The sequence below is a fragment of the Nocardioides sp. NPDC087217 genome (genome assembly GCF_044744805.1).
GTDB lineage: Bacteria > Actinomycetota > Actinomycetes > Propionibacteriales > Nocardioidaceae > Nocardioides.
Genome location: NZ_JBIUZB010000002.1, coordinates 126,645 through 141,596 on the forward strand (window position 1 = coordinate 126,645; position 14,952 = coordinate 141,596).

At 68.6% G+C, this 14,952-nt stretch carries 15 protein-coding genes; 8 read left to right on the forward strand and 7 right to left on the reverse strand.

Features of this window, described 5'->3' with window-relative positions; all coding sequences use genetic code 11:
* The first annotated feature begins 325 nt into the window (after nucleotides 1–325).
* Nucleotides 326–1,411: an oxygenase MpaB family protein gene (locus ACIO3S_RS07935; RefSeq protein WP_400461378.1), complete on the forward strand. Its 1,086-nt coding sequence runs from the start codon at nucleotides 326–328 to the stop codon at nucleotides 1,409–1,411.
* A 47-nt stretch (nucleotides 1,412–1,458) separates the two neighbouring features.
* On the opposite strand, the gene ACIO3S_RS07940 is transcribed toward ACIO3S_RS07935, so the two are convergent.
* Nucleotides 1,459–2,055, reverse strand: coding sequence for a TetR/AcrR family transcriptional regulator (locus tag ACIO3S_RS07940; RefSeq protein ID WP_160024183.1), 597 nt, complete (start codon nucleotides 2,053–2,055; stop codon nucleotides 1,459–1,461).
* 62 nt (nucleotides 2,056–2,117) lie between these two features.
* On the opposite strand from ACIO3S_RS07940, the gene ACIO3S_RS07945 reads away from it, so the two are divergent.
* Nucleotides 2,118–2,963 carry an SDR family NAD(P)-dependent oxidoreductase gene (locus ACIO3S_RS07945; protein ID WP_400461382.1) on the forward strand — a complete coding sequence of 282 codons (846 nt, stop codon included), beginning with the start codon at nucleotides 2,118–2,120 and terminating at the stop codon, nucleotides 2,961–2,963.
* A 34-nt stretch (nucleotides 2,964–2,997) separates the two neighbouring features.
* On the opposite strand, the gene ACIO3S_RS07950 is transcribed toward ACIO3S_RS07945, so the two are convergent.
* Nucleotides 2,998–3,855 carry a helix-turn-helix transcriptional regulator gene (locus ACIO3S_RS07950; protein ID WP_400461385.1) on the reverse strand — a complete coding sequence of 286 codons (858 nt, stop codon included), beginning with the start codon at nucleotides 3,853–3,855 and terminating at the stop codon, nucleotides 2,998–3,000.
* 262 nt (nucleotides 3,856–4,117) lie between these two features.
* On the opposite strand from ACIO3S_RS07950, the gene ACIO3S_RS07955 reads away from it, so the two are divergent.
* A complete protein-coding gene (locus ACIO3S_RS07955; RefSeq protein WP_400461388.1) occupies nucleotides 4,118–5,032 on the forward strand; it encodes a Kelch repeat-containing protein in 915 nt (304 codons plus the stop codon).
* Between the two features lie 308 nt (nucleotides 5,033–5,340).
* On the opposite strand, the gene ACIO3S_RS07960 is transcribed toward ACIO3S_RS07955, so the two are convergent.
* The 3 genes from ACIO3S_RS07960 to ACIO3S_RS07970 are packed head-to-tail and all read right to left on the reverse strand — an operon-like array spanning nucleotide 5,341 to nucleotide 7,705.
* Nucleotides 5,341–6,144, reverse strand: a complete 804-nt coding sequence (locus ACIO3S_RS07960) for an SDR family NAD(P)-dependent oxidoreductase (protein ID WP_400461391.1) — start codon at nucleotides 6,142–6,144, stop codon at nucleotides 5,341–5,343.
* 2 nt (nucleotides 6,145–6,146) lie between these two features.
* Nucleotides 6,147–7,139, reverse strand: coding sequence for an NADP-dependent oxidoreductase (locus ACIO3S_RS07965; RefSeq protein ID WP_400461394.1), 993 nt, complete (start codon nucleotides 7,137–7,139; stop codon nucleotides 6,147–6,149).
* The gene (locus ACIO3S_RS07970; protein ID WP_400461397.1) at nucleotides 7,136–7,705 is read right to left on the reverse strand and encodes a TetR/AcrR family transcriptional regulator; all 570 of its coding nucleotides are present in this window, start codon (nucleotides 7,703–7,705) and stop codon (nucleotides 7,136–7,138) included. The genes ACIO3S_RS07965 and ACIO3S_RS07970 overlap by 4 nt, the downstream gene beginning before the upstream one ends.
* Nucleotides 7,706–7,842: 137 nt before the next feature.
* Between ACIO3S_RS07970 and ACIO3S_RS07975 the strand changes: the two genes are divergently transcribed.
* The 4 genes from ACIO3S_RS07975 to ACIO3S_RS07990 are packed head-to-tail and all read left to right on the forward strand — an operon-like array spanning nucleotide 7,843 to nucleotide 11,556.
* Complete coding sequence (locus ACIO3S_RS07975; RefSeq protein WP_400461400.1) at nucleotides 7,843–9,090, forward strand: NADH:flavin oxidoreductase/NADH oxidase family protein; 1,248 nt, start codon at nucleotides 7,843–7,845, stop codon at nucleotides 9,088–9,090.
* The gene (locus tag ACIO3S_RS07980) at nucleotides 9,087–9,971 is read left to right on the forward strand and encodes an SDR family NAD(P)-dependent oxidoreductase (RefSeq protein WP_400461403.1); all 885 of its coding nucleotides are present in this window, start codon (nucleotides 9,087–9,089) and stop codon (nucleotides 9,969–9,971) included. The genes ACIO3S_RS07975 and ACIO3S_RS07980 overlap by 4 nt, the downstream gene beginning before the upstream one ends.
* Nucleotides 9,968–10,801, forward strand: coding sequence for an alpha/beta fold hydrolase (locus ACIO3S_RS07985; protein WP_400461406.1), 834 nt, complete (start codon nucleotides 9,968–9,970; stop codon nucleotides 10,799–10,801). The genes ACIO3S_RS07980 and ACIO3S_RS07985 overlap by 4 nt, the downstream gene beginning before the upstream one ends.
* Before the next feature lie 11 nt (nucleotides 10,802–10,812).
* Entirely contained in the window at nucleotides 10,813–11,556 is a 744-nt protein-coding gene (locus ACIO3S_RS07990; protein ID WP_400461409.1) for a hypothetical protein, read from the forward strand.
* A 14-nt stretch (nucleotides 11,557–11,570) separates the two neighbouring features.
* On the opposite strand, the gene ACIO3S_RS07995 is transcribed toward ACIO3S_RS07990, so the two are convergent.
* Together ACIO3S_RS07995 and ACIO3S_RS08000 are read right to left on the reverse strand one after the other, a co-directional pair.
* Entirely contained in the window at nucleotides 11,571–12,263 is a 693-nt protein-coding gene (locus ACIO3S_RS07995) for a TetR/AcrR family transcriptional regulator (protein ID WP_400461412.1), read from the reverse strand.
* 4 nt (nucleotides 12,264–12,267) lie between these two features.
* Entirely contained in the window at nucleotides 12,268–13,887 is a 1,620-nt protein-coding gene (locus tag ACIO3S_RS08000) for a GMC oxidoreductase (protein WP_400461415.1), read from the reverse strand.
* A 91-nt stretch (nucleotides 13,888–13,978) separates the two neighbouring features.
* On the opposite strand from ACIO3S_RS08000, the gene ACIO3S_RS08005 reads away from it, so the two are divergent.
* Complete coding sequence (locus ACIO3S_RS08005) at nucleotides 13,979–14,950, forward strand: enoyl-CoA hydratase/isomerase family protein (RefSeq protein ID WP_400461418.1); 972 nt, start codon at nucleotides 13,979–13,981, stop codon at nucleotides 14,948–14,950.
* The last annotated feature ends 2 nt before the right edge of the window (nucleotides 14,951–14,952 follow it).

Below are 14,952 nucleotides of genomic sequence, written 5' to 3' on the forward strand. Positions count from 1 at the left end.
TTCGGGCAGGGGCAGGACAGCGCCGCGACCATTCGTGTGGTCTCCGGGTCGGTGCTGCTCCAAGGCTGGCCGCTGGGAGCGGGACTATCCAGGCTCTGTCGATCCGAGGCTGGGGTCGAGCCGACAGCGTTGGAGCGGGCATCGAGCGGGTCGGGGACACGATGTGTGTGTTTGGGGGGATTGACAGGCCGTGGCTGTCGGTCTGGGAGGCGGCTTGAATGCCGTCATGACCTCTTCGAACACTGACTCATTGGTGCCTGACCGCGTTGTCGGCATTACCTCAGCCCGGAGCACGCACGGCGATCGTGCCGACTTCATGTTGCGCATGCTGCAGGTGGGGGACCCGCTCGCCGACGCCGTGATCGTCGAGTTCGACGAGCTCGGCCGGTCCGCCCGTACCGCGCTCCAGCGTGGTCTTGCCAAGGGTCGGGCAAGCGTGCCGGACGTTCCGCCCGCCGTGGACGCGCTGCTCGCTCACGCCGAGACCGTGCCCGGCTGGGTCTCTTCGGAGCTGCTGGACGACGGGGACCGGACGTCGCTCGCTGTGCCGCCGCACTGGCGCAGCTTGGCCTTCTCCGGTGGCTCGCTGGCGCACACCTACAGTTCCCCGGCGATCGCGAAGCTGCTCGTGGGCACGGGCAGGCTGACGTCGACGGCGCCGCGCCGGCTCGCCGAGACCGGGCTGTGGAACGCCTCGGCGATCCTGCCCGGTGGTCTGCGTCGCGGTGCTCCCGGCTTCGTGCAGACCGTGCAGGTCCGGCTGCTGCACGCACGAGTACGGGCCTCGGCCATGGCGCACGGCTGGGACGCCGACCGGTGGGGGGTGCCGATCAACCAGGCTGACATCGCGCGCACCTGGCTCGACTTCACCGTGGTGCCGTTCACATTCCTGGAGGGAGTCGGCTACCAGCTCACTCCCGAGGAGGAGTCCGGCCTGTACCGCTACTGGTGGTACATCGGTCACCTGCTCGGCCTCGACGAGGAGTTCTTCCTCGACATCGAGGACCACGCACGGGCCGGTGAGCTGCTCGATCTGCTGGACTCCACCACCGCTCCGCCGGACGAGAACAGCCGCGCTCTCGTCGGAGCCCTGTTCGATGCGGCGGCGGAGGCCCTCGCGGCGGTACCGGAATCGCCGATGGGCGCTCCGGGCTGGCGCGACCTACTGAACGCCCTGGCCGGTCGGTACCACGGCGAGGCCGCCGGCCCGCTGGGCATCCCGGACTCGCCGGTCACGGCGGTGCTGCCGCTGCTCGCCGCAGGGGAGGCGAGGGCGCGTCACTACCAGGCCCAGGTACCCGGCGCCGTGCAGCACGCCGTGGAGGACGGCACCCTCGCCGTACAAGGACTGGTCGCCGCGCTTTCCGGAGACAGCACCGTCTATCAGGACCATGCCACGGCCGCCCCGTGACAGGGACTGACTACATGGCCGACACGACCAGCTCCTGGGACTGCGGGTCAGGCCCGGAGGGCGGCCACGGCCTGGTCGAACAGGTCCACGGGATCGCTCGTGCCGCCCGACTGGCGCCACGCCTCCACCGCCACGTCGAGACAGGCGAGCGCCGCGGCGATGACCGCGCGGGCTCGCGGGTCGGCCGTCGCGCCGGGCTCGATGCCCAGACGCCGCTCGATGTTCGGGGCGAGCAGCTCCTGCCAGCGCAGGTGCTTCTCCAGGTGTCGTGCGCGCAGCGACGGGGCCTCGGCGTACATGTCGGCGATCTGCAGCGGGGTCGCGGCGTCGGTGGCCTGCTCCTGCAGGCCGATGAACGTCTCGCGTAGCGCTTCCCATGCCGTCTCCGTCGCGGGGCGTGCCTCGAGGGTCTCGCGCACACGCGCCCCGAGCGCCTCGAGGTCGCCCATCACGACGTCCTCCTTGCTTCCGAAGTAGTGGAAGAACGACCGTCGCGAGATCCCGGCGGCAGCCGCGATCTGGTCGACGGTCGTCGCTTCATAGCCCTGCTCCACGAACAAGCGCAAAGCGGTGCTGGTGATCTCGGCATGGACGGCCCGGCGCGTGCGTTCGCGCAGCGTCGGGGCATTGGGCTGTGGATCCATGCGCCAACCTTACCCTTAGTACGTTCCTTGCATTCGGTGCAAGAATCTGCCTACAGTGCAGTATGTCTTCCGTCGACTTCACCTCTCAGACCACCATCGTCACCGGCGCCAGCTCGGGCATTGGAGCCGCCTTCGCACGGGCTCTCGCGAAGCGCGGCTCCGACGTGATCCTGGTCGCCCGCCGCCTCGACCGCCTGCGGGAGCTCGCGAGCGAGCTCGAACGCGACCACGGTGTCCACGCCACCCCGATCGCCCTCGACCTCAGCAAGCGCGGAGCCGGACAGGCCCTTGCCGTTGAGGTGGCTGCCCGCGGCCTCACCGTGACGAGCCTCGTCAACAACGCCGGCTTCGGTACCGATGGGCCGTTCCACGAGGAGGACCCCGATCGCCTGCAGGACGAGATTGCCGTCGACGTGGCGAATCTCGTGGACATCTCGCGCGCCTTCATCGAGCCGCTCCGCCAGTCAGGACACGGCATCCTGGTCAATGTCGCGAGCATGGCCGCCTACATGCCCGGGCCCGACATGGCCGTCTACGGGGCGTGCAAGGCCTTCGTCCTGAGCTTCACCGAGGCGCTCTGGTACGAGTCGCGGTCGAGCGGCCTGCGCGTGTTGTCTCTCGCCCCCGGCCTGACCCGTACCGAGTTCTTCGATGACCTGGCGGGCGGCTCCTACAACGGCAGCTACCAGACGCCCGAGCAGGTCGTCGAGGCGGGCCTGCGCTCGCTGGACCGCGGCAACCGCCGGCCCAGCATCGTCTCGGGCCGGGTCAATGGCATCGCAGCCGGGGCGGGCCGTTTCTTCACCCGCCGCCGCGCCGTGATCATCTCCGGGCAGTTCGGCGCCCGCTCACGCAACACCCCGGCCACTGCGCCCGCCCTCACCACACACCGTCAGGCGAACGGCTAGGCCCGTCCGCGCTCGTGGCCTTGCGCCGGCAGCTTCAGGACGGCTCGGTGAGCGACTGTGTTCCGATCACGGCGAGCAGTTCGAGCAGCTCAGCGCTGTCGGTGCCCGGCGTGGGGGTAAACCAGAGCAGTCGTTGCCGACCGTCCTCGCTGAACAGGTTGAGGCAGTTGACATCGATCAGGCCGAGCTCGGGATGGTTGATGCGCTTGCGGTCTCGACGGCGAAAGGCGACGTCGTGGCGGTCCCACAGTGAGGCGAACTCCGCGGAGCCCTCTCGCAGCTCGGCGATCATGGACCGTGCTTCCGTGTCCCGGCTGCCTCGGCGGGCGGCTCCCGCACGCAGGTCGGCGACGAATGCCTGTGACTGGGCGTCGTGGTCGGCCTCGGGGTAGATGGCGCGGGACGCAGGGTCCACGAACCAGCGGTAGGCGAAGCTGGCGTGCCTGCCGGTGAAGTGTGTGTGATCGCCCACCAGCGCGACGGCGAGCGGGTTCTGGACCAGCGTCACGTGCAGATCGGTGATCACCTTCGCGGGCGTCGAGGCCAGGCGATCGAGCAAGTCCAGCATCCCGGGCTGCACGTGCGACGCCGCACTGCCCGCGGGAGGCACGGGCCGCTCGGCCAGATGGAAGAGGTGACGCCACTCGTCGTCGGTCAGCCGCAGCGCCCGGCCGAGCGCGGCGAGCATCTGCTCGGACGGCTGGGAGCCCGCACCGCGTTCGAGCTCGTTGTAGTAGTCCACCGACGCGCCCGCCAGCTGGGCGACCTCGTCGCGCCGCAGACCGGGCACCCGGCGCCGTGGACCGGGCACGAGCCCGACCTCCTCGGGCTGGATTCGTTCGCGGCGGGAGCGCAGGAATGCGCCCAGTTCGGCGTACCCGGCGGTTCTCATTCCTCAAGTATCACGTCAGTGGGGCCGCCGTCACAGGGGATGACAACCCCTGGTTCCCGTCTTCGAGGTCCTGGAACGTGGGAACTCCCGACGTACAGAAGAAGGATTCACCGTGGACAGACAACTTGTTGCCCCCCGCACCCGCTCGGTCGTTGCCGTACTCGTCGTCGGCACGATGCTGACCACGGCGTGCGCCGCCGCGCCCGCCTCGTCGTCTCCAGCGTCCTCGAGTCAGAAAGGTGCTTGGCAGGAGCGCGCGCCCATGGCTCTGGAACGGCAGGAGCTCTACCCCGAGGTCGTTGACGACCGGATCTACGTCGCCGGGGGACTGCTCAGTCCTAACACCGGTGTGTCGGCACACTTCGACGCCTACGATCCCGCTGCGGACACCTGGAACCGGCTGGCGACGCTCCCGCAGGCCAGGCACCACATCGGCCTTGCCGAGGCGGACGGTTCCCTGTTTGCGGTCGGTGGGTTCAGCGGTGGGTTTCCCCGGTGGCGGGCCGAGCCCGACACCTTCGTCTACTCGCCGGAAGACGATGCCTGGTCCACCGGGGTCGACCTGCCGGAGCCGCGGGCCGAGTTCGTGATCGAGAGTGTGCGTGACCACGTGTACGTCATCGGTGGCCGGGTCCGGGAGACACCTGACGCCACCACGTTCACGACCCATGTCGACAGCGACAGGAACGAGATGTTCGACCCGGCCACCGGCACGTGGACCACGCTTGCTCCGGCTCCCACGGCGCGCAACAGCGCAGCGTCCGCCGTCGTCGACGACCGGATCTACGTGATCGGTGGCAGGGAGTTCTCGCTGGCCGAGGACGGCTCCGCCGTCCAGGAGAACGTCGCGACGGTCGAGGCGTACGACCCGGCCACCGACGAGTGGGAGACGCTCGCCCCGCTCCCCGAAGCCCGCGGCGGACTGGCCGCAGCCGTGCACGACGGTTCGATCTACGTGTTCGGTGGCGAGCAGCACAACCCTGACCCGCTGGTCTACGACGACGTCTGGCGATACGACCCGGAAGCCGATGAGTGGACCGCCGCGGGCAACCTGCCCACGCCGCGGCACGGGCTCGGCGCCGCCACGGTCGGTGATGTCATCTACACCTTCGGCGGGGGTACCGAGGTGGGCGGCAACTTCGCCAGCGCTCGCAACGAAGCATTCACACCCGAATGAGAGGAGTTGCCGCTCCCGCTCGACGCGGACGCTGCCAGCACGTTGAGGTGCACGTGGCTGGCACATCAACTCAGACGATCCCCCGCACGGAGCGGGATGGTGATCCTGTGATCGGTAGGCCTGGATAGGTCTCAGCACCGACCATGAATGCCGTATCGCTCTGCAGGCTGTACCCGGTGGTCCGCGCCGCCATGATCCCGCTCACGACGCCTTCCTGGTTGCGCCGGCGCCCTGGGATCCGCGGCCGGCAGCGAGAGCGACACATCCGTGGTCGCGTGAGAGTGAGGATGGTGGTCTGGTGCGGGCGCCTACGCCTGCGTGTGCTGGCGGCGTGCGAGCCGGCCCAAGAGCCGGACCATCGAGCGCCGGGGCAGGATCTTGCTGGCGACGGCGAGCGGTCGGCCGTTGGTGATCACCGATGGGGGCGCGGACCGGCGGTCGAGCGTGTCCAGGGCGATCGCGACGACCTGCTCGGGCGTTGCACGCTTCGTGCCGAAGTCGGCGGACTGGCTGCCGGCGACGTCGAAGAACTCCGTCCGGGTGGCGCCTGGGCAGACGGCCAGCACGCGCAGGTTGGTGCCGCGGGTCTCTTCCCACAGTGACTCGGTGAAGCTGAGGACGAAGGCCTTGGTGGCGGCGTAGACGCTCATGTAGGGGATGGGCTGGAAGCCGAGCAGGCTTGCGACGTTGATCAGGATGCCCGTGTCGGCGGAGCTCAGCGGGTCGACATAGGCGCGGCTGAGGTCGACCAAAGCGCTGATGTTGAGCGCGATCATGTCCTGCAGGCGGTCGGCGTCCTCGTCGGTGAAGGCGTCGTGGGTGCCGAAGCCGGCGTTGTTGACCAGTCCGGTGGCGTAGATGCCGCGGGACTCGAGCTCGGTGCGCAGGGTGCGGCCGGCGTCAGGTTGTCCGAGGTCGCGGGCGACGGGGGTCACCGTCACGCCGTAGGCGCTGGTCAGTTCGGCGGCCAGGCTCTCGAGCCGATCCGTCCGGCGGGCAACCAGCACGAGGTTCGCGCCGCGGCGGGCCAGCTGGCGGGCGAACTCGGCACCGAGGCCGGAGCTGGCGCCGGTGACGATCACGGTCTGGCTGTGGTAGTCGATCTTGCTCATGGTCACCGGGTGACCACGATCTTTCCGCTCGCCTTGCCCTGCTCGACATAAGCCATCGCGTCGATCGTCTCGTCGAACTTGAACGTGCGGTCCAGGACCGGGCGAAGGGCGCCGCTGTCGTACAGCCCGGCAAGCGTCTTCAGCTGCGCGCCATCTCCTCGCATGAAGAGGAACGAGTAGCGCACACCGAGGCGCTTAGCCTGGCGGCGGACCTTGCGGCTCATCAGCGCCATCACCGGCCGGAGGATCGGCTGGCCGAGCTGGGCGGCGAAGGCCGGGTCCGGCGGACCGACGACGCTGATGGCGAGTCCGCCGGGCTTGAGGACCTTGAGCGACTTCTCCAGGCTGGCGGGACCCAGGGAGTCGAGCACCACGTCGTATCCGCTGATGACGTCGACGAAGTCGGTTGTCGTGAAGTCGATGACCTCATCGGCGCCGAGCTCGCGCGCCCGCTCCAGGTCGTTGGTGTGGGCGGTTGTCGCGACGTACGCGCCGAGGTGCTTCGCCACCTGGACGACGGTGGAGCCGAGACCGCCGGCGCCCGCGTGCACGAGCACCTTCTGGCCGGGCTTCACCTGTGCCAGATCGACGAGCGCCTGCCATGCGGCAAGAGCCACCAGGGGGACTGCCGCCGCTTCCTCGAATGAGAGCGTGGACGGCTTGTGGGCCACGTCGGCGGCATCGATTGCGATCGACTCCGCGAACGCACCGATCCGAAGGTCACGGGGGCGCGAGTAGACCTCGTCGCCCACCTTGAAGTCACGCACACCGGATCCGACCTGCGTGACGACGCCGGAGAGGTCATGGCCGAGGACGAAGGGCCGCTTGTACTTCAGGAGCTGCTTGAACTCACCGTTGCGCACCATCTTGTCCAGCGGGTTGATGCTGGCGGCATGTACGTCGACGAGTACGTCGCCCGGACCCGGTGTGGGGGTCGGTACGTCGGCCTCCTCGAGCCCGTCCGGGCCGTACTGAGTGACGACGAATGCCTTCATTTCTGCTCCTGGGTGGTCTGTGAACCGGCGCGCTGGGTGGCGCCGACGATGGTCATGGCGTTGCTGTAGGCGGTGGCGAGGATCTGGTCGGAGAGTTCGGCATCGCTGACGGCTCGGGCGGCCTGGAGTGCGCCGACGAGGAGGGTGAACAGGCCGATGGCGCGCTGGTGCGCTGCCTCGGGATCACCCGGATCGAGATGCCGGGCGATGGCGTCGATCAGGTCCTGGGCGCCGGCGGTGTACGCCTGCTTGGTGACGTCGTCGCAGCGGCCGATCTCGTCGAGCAGTGCGGCCGAGGGACAGCCGCCTGCCCGGTCGTCGCGGTGCGCGGGGGAGAGGTACTCGCTCAGGAGTTGCCCGATCGAGTCGAGCCCGGCGGGCAGCGCGTTCACCCATGCGACCTGTGCCGCCAACTGATCCGCCACGACCGACGCGACGAGGTCGCCCTTCGAGGCGAAGTGCCCGTAGAAGGCGCCGTTGGTCAGGCCGGCATCGGCCACCAGGGTGGCGATGCCCGAACCGTCGATCCCGTCGGCCTTGAACCGGCGACCGGCTGTCTCGATCATGCGACGTCGAGTCGCTTCCTTGTGCTCGGGGGCGTATCTCGCCATGTGACGGGCATCTCCTTTGGGCTTGCTTGTTCCACCACTATAGCAGTACGGTCATAATCGTATGAACGTACTTCAATGACGATGGAGCGCCCATGACCTCGCTTGCTGACCCACTGGACCTTCCCTGTGGGGTCCGACTTCCCAATCGCATCGCCAAAGCGGCACTGAGCGAGTCCCTGGGGGACGGTGACAACTCACCCGACGAACGCGTCGTCACGCTGTACCGGCGCTGGGCGCAGGGCGGATACGGCCTGTTGGTCACGGGCAACGTCATGGTCGACCGCGCCCACCTCGGGGAGCCGGGCAACATCGCGATCGAGGATGACCGTGCCCTGGAGCAGCTGAGGTCGTGGACCAAGGCCGTCCACGACGGCGGAGCTGCGATCTTCGCCCAGCTGAACCACCCGGGTCGCCAGTCGAACCTCCTGAACATCGGACACAGGCCTGTCGCGCCGAGCGCGGTGCCGTTGGCCCTCCCCGGCGCCCAGGTGCCGCGAGCGCTGACGTCCAGTGGGATCGAAGACATCATCGATCGGTTCGCCACCGCTGCCAAGGTGTGCGAGGACGCCGGGTTCGACGGAGTCCAGATCCATGCGGCCCACGGCTACCTCGCGACACAGTTCCTCTCGCCGCTCACCAACCTGCGCGACGACGAATGGGGAGGAGACTCGGAGCGCCGCATGCGGTTCCTCCTCGAGGTCATCCGCCGCGTGCGGGTTCGGGTGAGCCCGGGCTTCGCCGTGTCGGTCAAGCTGAACTCCGCGGACTTCCAGCGCGGTGGCTTCACCGAGGAGGACTCCCGCGCGGTCGTGGCCGCCCTCGCCGAAGAGGCCGTCGACCTGATCGAGATCAGCGGCGGCAACTACGAGTCCCCGGCGATGTCCGGCTCGGCGGCGTCATCCACTCGAGCCCGGGAGGCGTACTTCCTCGACTACGCCCGATCCGTTCGAGAGGCGGCGGGGGAGGTCCCGCTCATGGTCACCGGCGGGTTCCGGAGCCGATCCGGGATGCAGGACGCACTCACGGCCGGCGACTGCGACGCCGTCGGCATCGCTCGCCCGACGGTGACGACCACGGACGCCGCCGACGCGATCCTCCGCGGGCGCGCAGCCACGCTGCAGACCCACGAGATCGCGGTCGGGATGCGCAGGCTGCTCGGCCGGCTTGCTGATCTGAAGACGGTCGACGGAATGCTGAACCTGAGCTGGAACACCGACCAGCTGCACCGGATGGCGCGCGGTCTCGAGCCCGACCTGGATCGAGGCCCGCTGCGAACTGCCCTCGCGATGGTGCGCCGCAATGGCCGTATCTCGCTCAAGCCGCGTCGAGGTGTGGCATGACGCGCCGGAACTACGACCTGACCGGAAGGGTCGTGCTCATCACCGGCGGCAACGGCGGGATCGGATCTGCGACGGCGCGGACCCTGCTGGCGCGCGGGGCCAGAGTCTCTGTGGCCGACATCGATCCCACCACGCCGGCTCGAGCCCGAGAGCTGGATGCGACCAACGCCTTCGGCTGTGTCGCCGATGTCCGCGACCGCGAGTCGCTCGACGCTGCGGTCGCCGCGACCGTCGGCCGGTTCGGACGTGTCGACGTCGTGATCGCCAATGCCGGCCTGCTGGCCAAGGCCGCCACCCTGCGGAACACCCCGGTCGAGGACATCGAGAAGACACTGGCGGTGAACGTGACCGGCGTCGCGAACACCGTCGCGGCCGGCCTCGAGCAGGTCATCGCCAACAGCGGGCAGGTCGTGCTCATCAGCTCGGTCTTCGCATTCATCAACGGCATGGGCACGATCCCGTACGCGATGAGCAAGGCCGCGGTCGAACAGCTCGGCCGTGGCCTGCGCGTCGAGCTCGCCGACCACGGTGTCTCGGTCCTCACCGCCTACTTCTCCTTGGTGCAGACCGACATGATCGCCCGCGGTGTCGATGAGGACCCGGTCGTCATGGAACTGCTCGGCACCCTTCCCAAGGCCATGCTCAAGCGGATCACCCCCGCCACCGCCGCAGCTGCCCTTGCGGACGGGCTCGAGTCCAGGTCCACCCGCGTCATCCGGCCCGCCTTGTGGCGGCCGGTCTCCGCTCTCCGCGGAATCGTCGGCCCACAGCTGGACGACCGATACGCGGGCGATCGCCGGATCCTCGATGTCCTGGCACGCCTCGACGCCCGCCGCACCGCCACATCCAGCACCGAGACACCTTCGAAGGAACCCGCATGAACACCTGGCAGACCGCCCCGAGCAAGACCATCGACGTAGGCGGGACCGCATACACCTACCGCGAGCTCGGCGAGGCCGACGGCGTCCCTGTCGTCTTCCTGCACCACTTCACCGCGGTGCTGGACGACTGGGACCCCCGAGTCATCGACGGCGTCGCCGCTCACCACCACGTCATCGCGTTCGACAACCGCGGCGTCGGATCGACCGGGTCCAAGGTGCCTTCGGACCTCGAGCAGATGGGCTCGGACGCGATCGCCTTCATCGAGGCGCTCGGCCTCGATCAGGTCGACCTGTTCGGGTTCTCTCTCGGCGGCGCAGTGGCGCAGATGGTTGCCCTGCGACGGCCCGACCTCGTCCGGCGCATGATCCTCGCCGGCACCGGCCCCCGCGGCGGCGGAGGCATCTGGAAGATGCCCTTCATCGTCGGAGGTGCGTACGCGAAGGCGTTCCTCTTCCGGAAGGACCCGAGACACTTCCTCTTCTTCCCTCGCACCGCCGAGGGCAAGAAGGCTGCCAAGGAGTACTTCGCCCGGCTCGGCGAACGCACCCGCGACCTCGACCGGCCGATCTCAGGTCAGGCGCGACTCGCGCAGCTCCGGGCCATCACCTCCGCAGGGCTGCACGCGCCCGACGACCTCTCCACGATCAAGGTCCCGGTTCTGGTGGCCAACGGCGACAACGACCTGATGGTGTCCACCGCGAACTCGGCGGACATGGCTCGCCGCCTTCCGGACGCCAAGCTGGTCGTCTACCCGGACTCCGGTCACGGGGGCGTCTTCCATTACCACCGGGAGTTCGTGCCCGAAGTGCTCGCCTTCCTCGCCGACTGAAGGGTATGAAAGTGGCCGATCCCGACTTCCTGACCGTTGACGCTTTCGCCCGCCCGCGTGGTGGGCGGATCCGCTGGCGGCGATCGCTCCGGCAACTGATCGACGACGGCATCGACGGGCTGCGGGGCGCGACGGTCAACTACTCGAACAATGCGACGCACGCGGTTCCACCCGCGCCCGTACCGGGTGGCTGTGCGCTCGTCGCGGCGTGGCAGTCCCGTGAAGCGGCCGAAGCCGCATTCGCCGGTCCGCTGCGCCGCGCGATCGACCACCCTGGACGATTCAGCCTCGACGGTGAGGTCGTACGAGTCCGGATCGATCCCGAGTCCGATGTCGACAACTGGCATGGCTGGGAGCCTCGCGCGGGCGACGCGCCGCCCCTGACCAAGGAGGAGCCCATGGTGGCGATCGTCCACGGCATCCTCCGGCGGGGCGAGCTCATCACCTTCGTGCGCAACAACCTGCATGCGGCCAGCCGAGCCGCGCATCATCCAGGACACCGCGGAAGCATCGACATCTCCTCCCGGCTGCCGTTCGAGCACACCTCGATCAGCTTGTGGAAGACGTACGGGCTCGCGCAGGACTTCGCCTACAAGCCCGGGGGCCATGCCAGTGCGATGAAGCACGCTCTGAAGCAGAAGACCCATCGGGTCGGGGTGTTCCTCCAGGTGAGGCCGCTGGCCTGCTCGGGTGAGCTCGGGATCGACCAGACTCCGTTCCCTCAGCTGCCGCCGGCGAACCGGCCCGAGAACTGAGCGCGCTCAGGCGCTCAGGCGCTCGGGAGCGAGACCCTGGCGAGTGCGGCCCGGTGCGAGGCGAGCGTGGTCTCGGGGTCTGCCCCGAGACCGACGCAGAACGTGACGGCCATGGGCACCAGCACCTGCCCGACCGGGTCCTCGAACTCAGCGAAGTGCCTGGCGAGCTCGAGCGTGATGTAGCCGTGCACGTAGCTCCACAGCGCGCCTGCGGCCGCGGTCGGATCCTCGATCGCCATGCCGGCCGAGACACGAAGGCGGGCCGCGGCCCTGGTCACGTGCGCGTACGCGGCCTGGAACGCAGGGGAGTGGCCGGCGGGCTGCGGGCCCTTGCCGGACACGGGACGGTAGGTCGCCCGGCGGGAGAGGCCGAACATGGCGTCGTACAGATGTGGGTTCGCCCGGGCGTAGGCCAAGGTCGTGAGAGCCATGGCGAAAAGGTCTGACACCGGGTCATCGCTGACGTCCAGGAGTGCGAACGCACTCGCGATCTCGTTGAAGCCATGGTCCACGACCGCGTCGACGAGCTCGGGGACGCCGCCGAAGTAGTTGTAGACGACCATCGTCGACATACCGGCCCGGGCGGCTACCGTGCGCGCCTTCACGGCCGCAGGTCCCTCGGTCGCGAGAAGGGAGACTGTCGCGGCGATCAAGCGCTCGGGAATGCCGTTGGACGGGGCATCCGCAATGATCGGTTCGTCGGTCATGGGCCTATCGTTCCAAACCGGCGTCTGGGATCTGCGACATCCCATGCTCTGCGAGAGCGGTGATCGTCAGGGCGGGGTTCACGCCCGGGTTCGCCGGCAACGCCGCCGCATCGCAGACCATCATGTTCCGATAGCCGAAGACGTTGAGGTTCTTGTCGACCACGCCGGTCGACGGCGTCTCGCCGACCACCGCGCCTCCGACGACATGGGCAGTCATCGGCATGTTGCCGAACGCCTCGAAGACGCTGCTCTGCGGTATCCCGCCGGTCCGGTCAGCGAGCCACTTCGCCACCTGGTGTCCGGTGTCGATGTACGTCGGAGCAGGACGGTGTCGGTCGACCTCGGACGAGATGCGGTATCCCCGCCCAAGACGCCGCCGCCTCGCCTTGAACCGGATCGCGTTGTCCCGCGGCTGCATCACGAGCATCATCAGCGTCCGGCTGCTCCAGCCAGATCGCATGGTTGCGATCCACCTGGCCGGGTGGCGCATCACCGCACCGAGCCACCGGAGAAGGCGCCGCGGCCTGCGCCCCGGGCCGACGAGGACGGTGAAGAGGAGCCTCATGAAGTCCCCGTTGCGGCCATAGGTCAGGAACTCGATCTGGGTGTCCCCGTCGATGATCACCCGGCTGCTCGCGGTGACGTCATGCCATGTGCCGGCATCCTCGGGGAGCAGGACGGACAGGACCGCCTCGCTGTTGGTCCGCACCAACGTGCCGAGCTGGTTGCTGACGCGAGGCAGCGACCCGCGATGCTTGCAGTCCGCGAGAAGCTCGTTGGTGCCCACCGCACCTCCGGCGAACACGACCCCACCCGCGGTGTACGTCCGCTGGTGGCGGCCGACCAGGCGGCCCGGTCGTCGCGTGGTGATCCGGTAGCCGTCGGCTCCATCGTCCGCACCGAGCGGAGCCACGTCGACGACCTCGCGCTCGGAGATGATCTGGGTGTCTGCCTTCTGGGCGAACCACAAGTAGTTCTTGGTCAATCGGTTGGCCGACCCCATGCGGCAGCCGGTCATGCATTCGCCGCACCGCGTACACCCCGTTCGTGCCGGCCCCTCACCTCCGAAGTACGGGTCCGACACGGTCTTGCCCGGCTCGCCGAAGAAGACGCCCACGGGTGCCGGCTCGAACGTCTCGCTCGCTCCGAAGTGTCGGGCGACGTCGCGTGTCAGGGTCATGGTCACCGACTCCCACGGGGTGGTCGCGGCACCGAGCATTCGTTCGGCCGTGGCGTAGTGGCGATCGAGCTCCTTCTCCCAATCGGCCAGGTCGCGCCACTGCGGGTTGGTGAAGAACGGGCCCTGTGCCCGGAACAGGACGCCGCCGTACACCAGGCTTCCGCCGCCGACTCCGGTCTGCGTCGAGCTGAAGACGTGACCGAACAGGACGTTGCGCATGATCCCGCGCAGCCCGAGTGCGGGTGCCCAGATGAATCGCCGGCGGTCGGAGGCGGACCTGGGCAGGTCGTCGTCCGCGTACTCGCTTCCGCGCTCGATGACAGCTACTCGGTAGCCCTTCTCGGCCAAGCGCATCGCAGCGACGCTGCCGCCGAAACCTGATCCGACGACGACCCAGTCGAAGTCCAGGGACTGCGGGGGATCCTCGATGGCGTCTCTACTCATTGCTTCTCCTCGGGCGGGTTGTCGATCTAGAATAACTTCGTTATTGTGGGGAGATCAAGTAGCGCGAAAGCGCCCGTCACAAGGACTCGTCATGGCAGCAGAAGTAAGAGGAAACCTCGACGTCGAGGACCGCGGCTCGGTCCTGATCGCTCGTGTCGACGGCGGGCCGCTCGGCCTGTTCGGCAACGACATCGCCGAGCAGCTCGAGGTGCTCGTGGATCGCGCGGACGGCGACCCGAAGATCCAGGCAGTCGTCTTCACCGGGACCCATCCGGGCCGCTTCGTCTCGCACGCCGAGGTGCGGTGGCTCCAAGAGGGCGGTGCGACCGTGCCGTCCGTCGGCGTGAAGGGTGCCTCGGCCCTCGCTCGCGTCGCCAGGGGTGTCAACCGCGCCGGTGGCATGAAGGGTGCGCTCGGTAAGACGCCGCTCTGGCCCGCGGTCCAACTCGAACGGGTTCACCAGACGTTCCTGAAGATGAACCGGAGCGGCGTCATCTTCATCGCCGCCCTCAACGGGTCCGCGCTCGGCCTCGGCGCCGAGTTCAGCTGGGCCAACGACCTGCGTGTCATGTCCGATGGCGACTACTTCATCGGTCAGCCCGAGGTCCTGCTGGGCATCATGCCCGGTGGTGGAGGCACCCAGCGCCTGCCGCGGCTCGTCGGCAACCACAAGGCACTCGTGGCGATCCTGTCCGGGGAGCCGTTCACGCCGGCCCAGGCACTCGAGATCGGTGCGGTCGACGACGTCGTCGCACAGGAGAAGGTGCTCGAGCGTGCCCTCGAGCTCGCGGCGACTCTGGGATCGCGACCCAAGACCTCGCGCGCCGCGATCAAGCGCGCGGTGTACTTCGGCGGCTCGACCGACCTCGAGGCAGGGCTGCACATCGAACGATCGGAGTTCCTCGCGACCGCGCTGTCGAAGATCGGCCAGGAGCTCATGCTCGACTACATGGCCAACACCGAGGCCAGCGGTGAGCTGCCGCTCTACCAGCCCGGCGTCTTCGAGGAGGTCCTGGCAACCGGCAACACACGCGGAGCCGGAGCACCGAAGGCAGGAGCGTAGAC

What these genes read in the sequence shown, in the direction of transcription:
- ACIO3S_RS07935 (WP_400461378.1), top strand. Translation starts at nt 326, where the DNA reads ATGCTGCAGGTGGGGGACCCGCTCGCCGACGCCGTGATCGTCGAGTTC.
- ACIO3S_RS07940 (WP_160024183.1), bottom strand. Translation starts at nt 2,055, where the DNA reads ATGGATCCACAGCCCAATGCCCCGACGCTGCGCGAACGCACGCGCCGG.
- ACIO3S_RS07945 (WP_400461382.1), top strand. Translation starts at nt 2,118, where the DNA reads ATGTCTTCCGTCGACTTCACCTCTCAGACCACCATCGTCACCGGCGCC.
- ACIO3S_RS07950 (WP_400461385.1), bottom strand. Translation starts at nt 3,855, where the DNA reads ATGAGAACCGCCGGGTACGCCGAACTGGGCGCATTCCTGCGCTCCCGC.
- ACIO3S_RS07955 (WP_400461388.1), top strand. Translation starts at nt 4,118, where the DNA reads ATGGCTCTGGAACGGCAGGAGCTCTACCCCGAGGTCGTTGACGACCGG.
- ACIO3S_RS07960 (WP_400461391.1), bottom strand. Translation starts at nt 6,144, where the DNA reads ATGAGCAAGATCGACTACCACAGCCAGACCGTGATCGTCACCGGCGCC.
- ACIO3S_RS07965 (WP_400461394.1), bottom strand. Translation starts at nt 7,139, where the DNA reads ATGAAGGCATTCGTCGTCACTCAGTACGGCCCGGACGGGCTCGAGGAG.
- ACIO3S_RS07970 (WP_400461397.1), bottom strand. Translation starts at nt 7,705, where the DNA reads ATGATCGAGACAGCCGGTCGCCGGTTCAAGGCCGACGGGATCGACGGT.
- ACIO3S_RS07975 (WP_400461400.1), top strand. Translation starts at nt 7,843, where the DNA reads ATGACCTCGCTTGCTGACCCACTGGACCTTCCCTGTGGGGTCCGACTT.
- ACIO3S_RS07980 (WP_400461403.1), top strand. Translation starts at nt 9,087, where the DNA reads ATGACGCGCCGGAACTACGACCTGACCGGAAGGGTCGTGCTCATCACC.
- ACIO3S_RS07985 (WP_400461406.1), top strand. Translation starts at nt 9,968, where the DNA reads ATGAACACCTGGCAGACCGCCCCGAGCAAGACCATCGACGTAGGCGGG.
- ACIO3S_RS07995 (WP_400461412.1), bottom strand. Translation starts at nt 12,263, where the DNA reads ATGACCGACGAACCGATCATTGCGGATGCCCCGTCCAACGGCATTCCC.
- ACIO3S_RS08000 (WP_400461415.1), bottom strand. Translation starts at nt 13,887, where the DNA reads ATGAGTAGAGACGCCATCGAGGATCCCCCGCAGTCCCTGGACTTCGAC.
- ACIO3S_RS08005 (WP_400461418.1), top strand. Translation starts at nt 13,979, where the DNA reads ATGGCAGCAGAAGTAAGAGGAAACCTCGACGTCGAGGACCGCGGCTCG.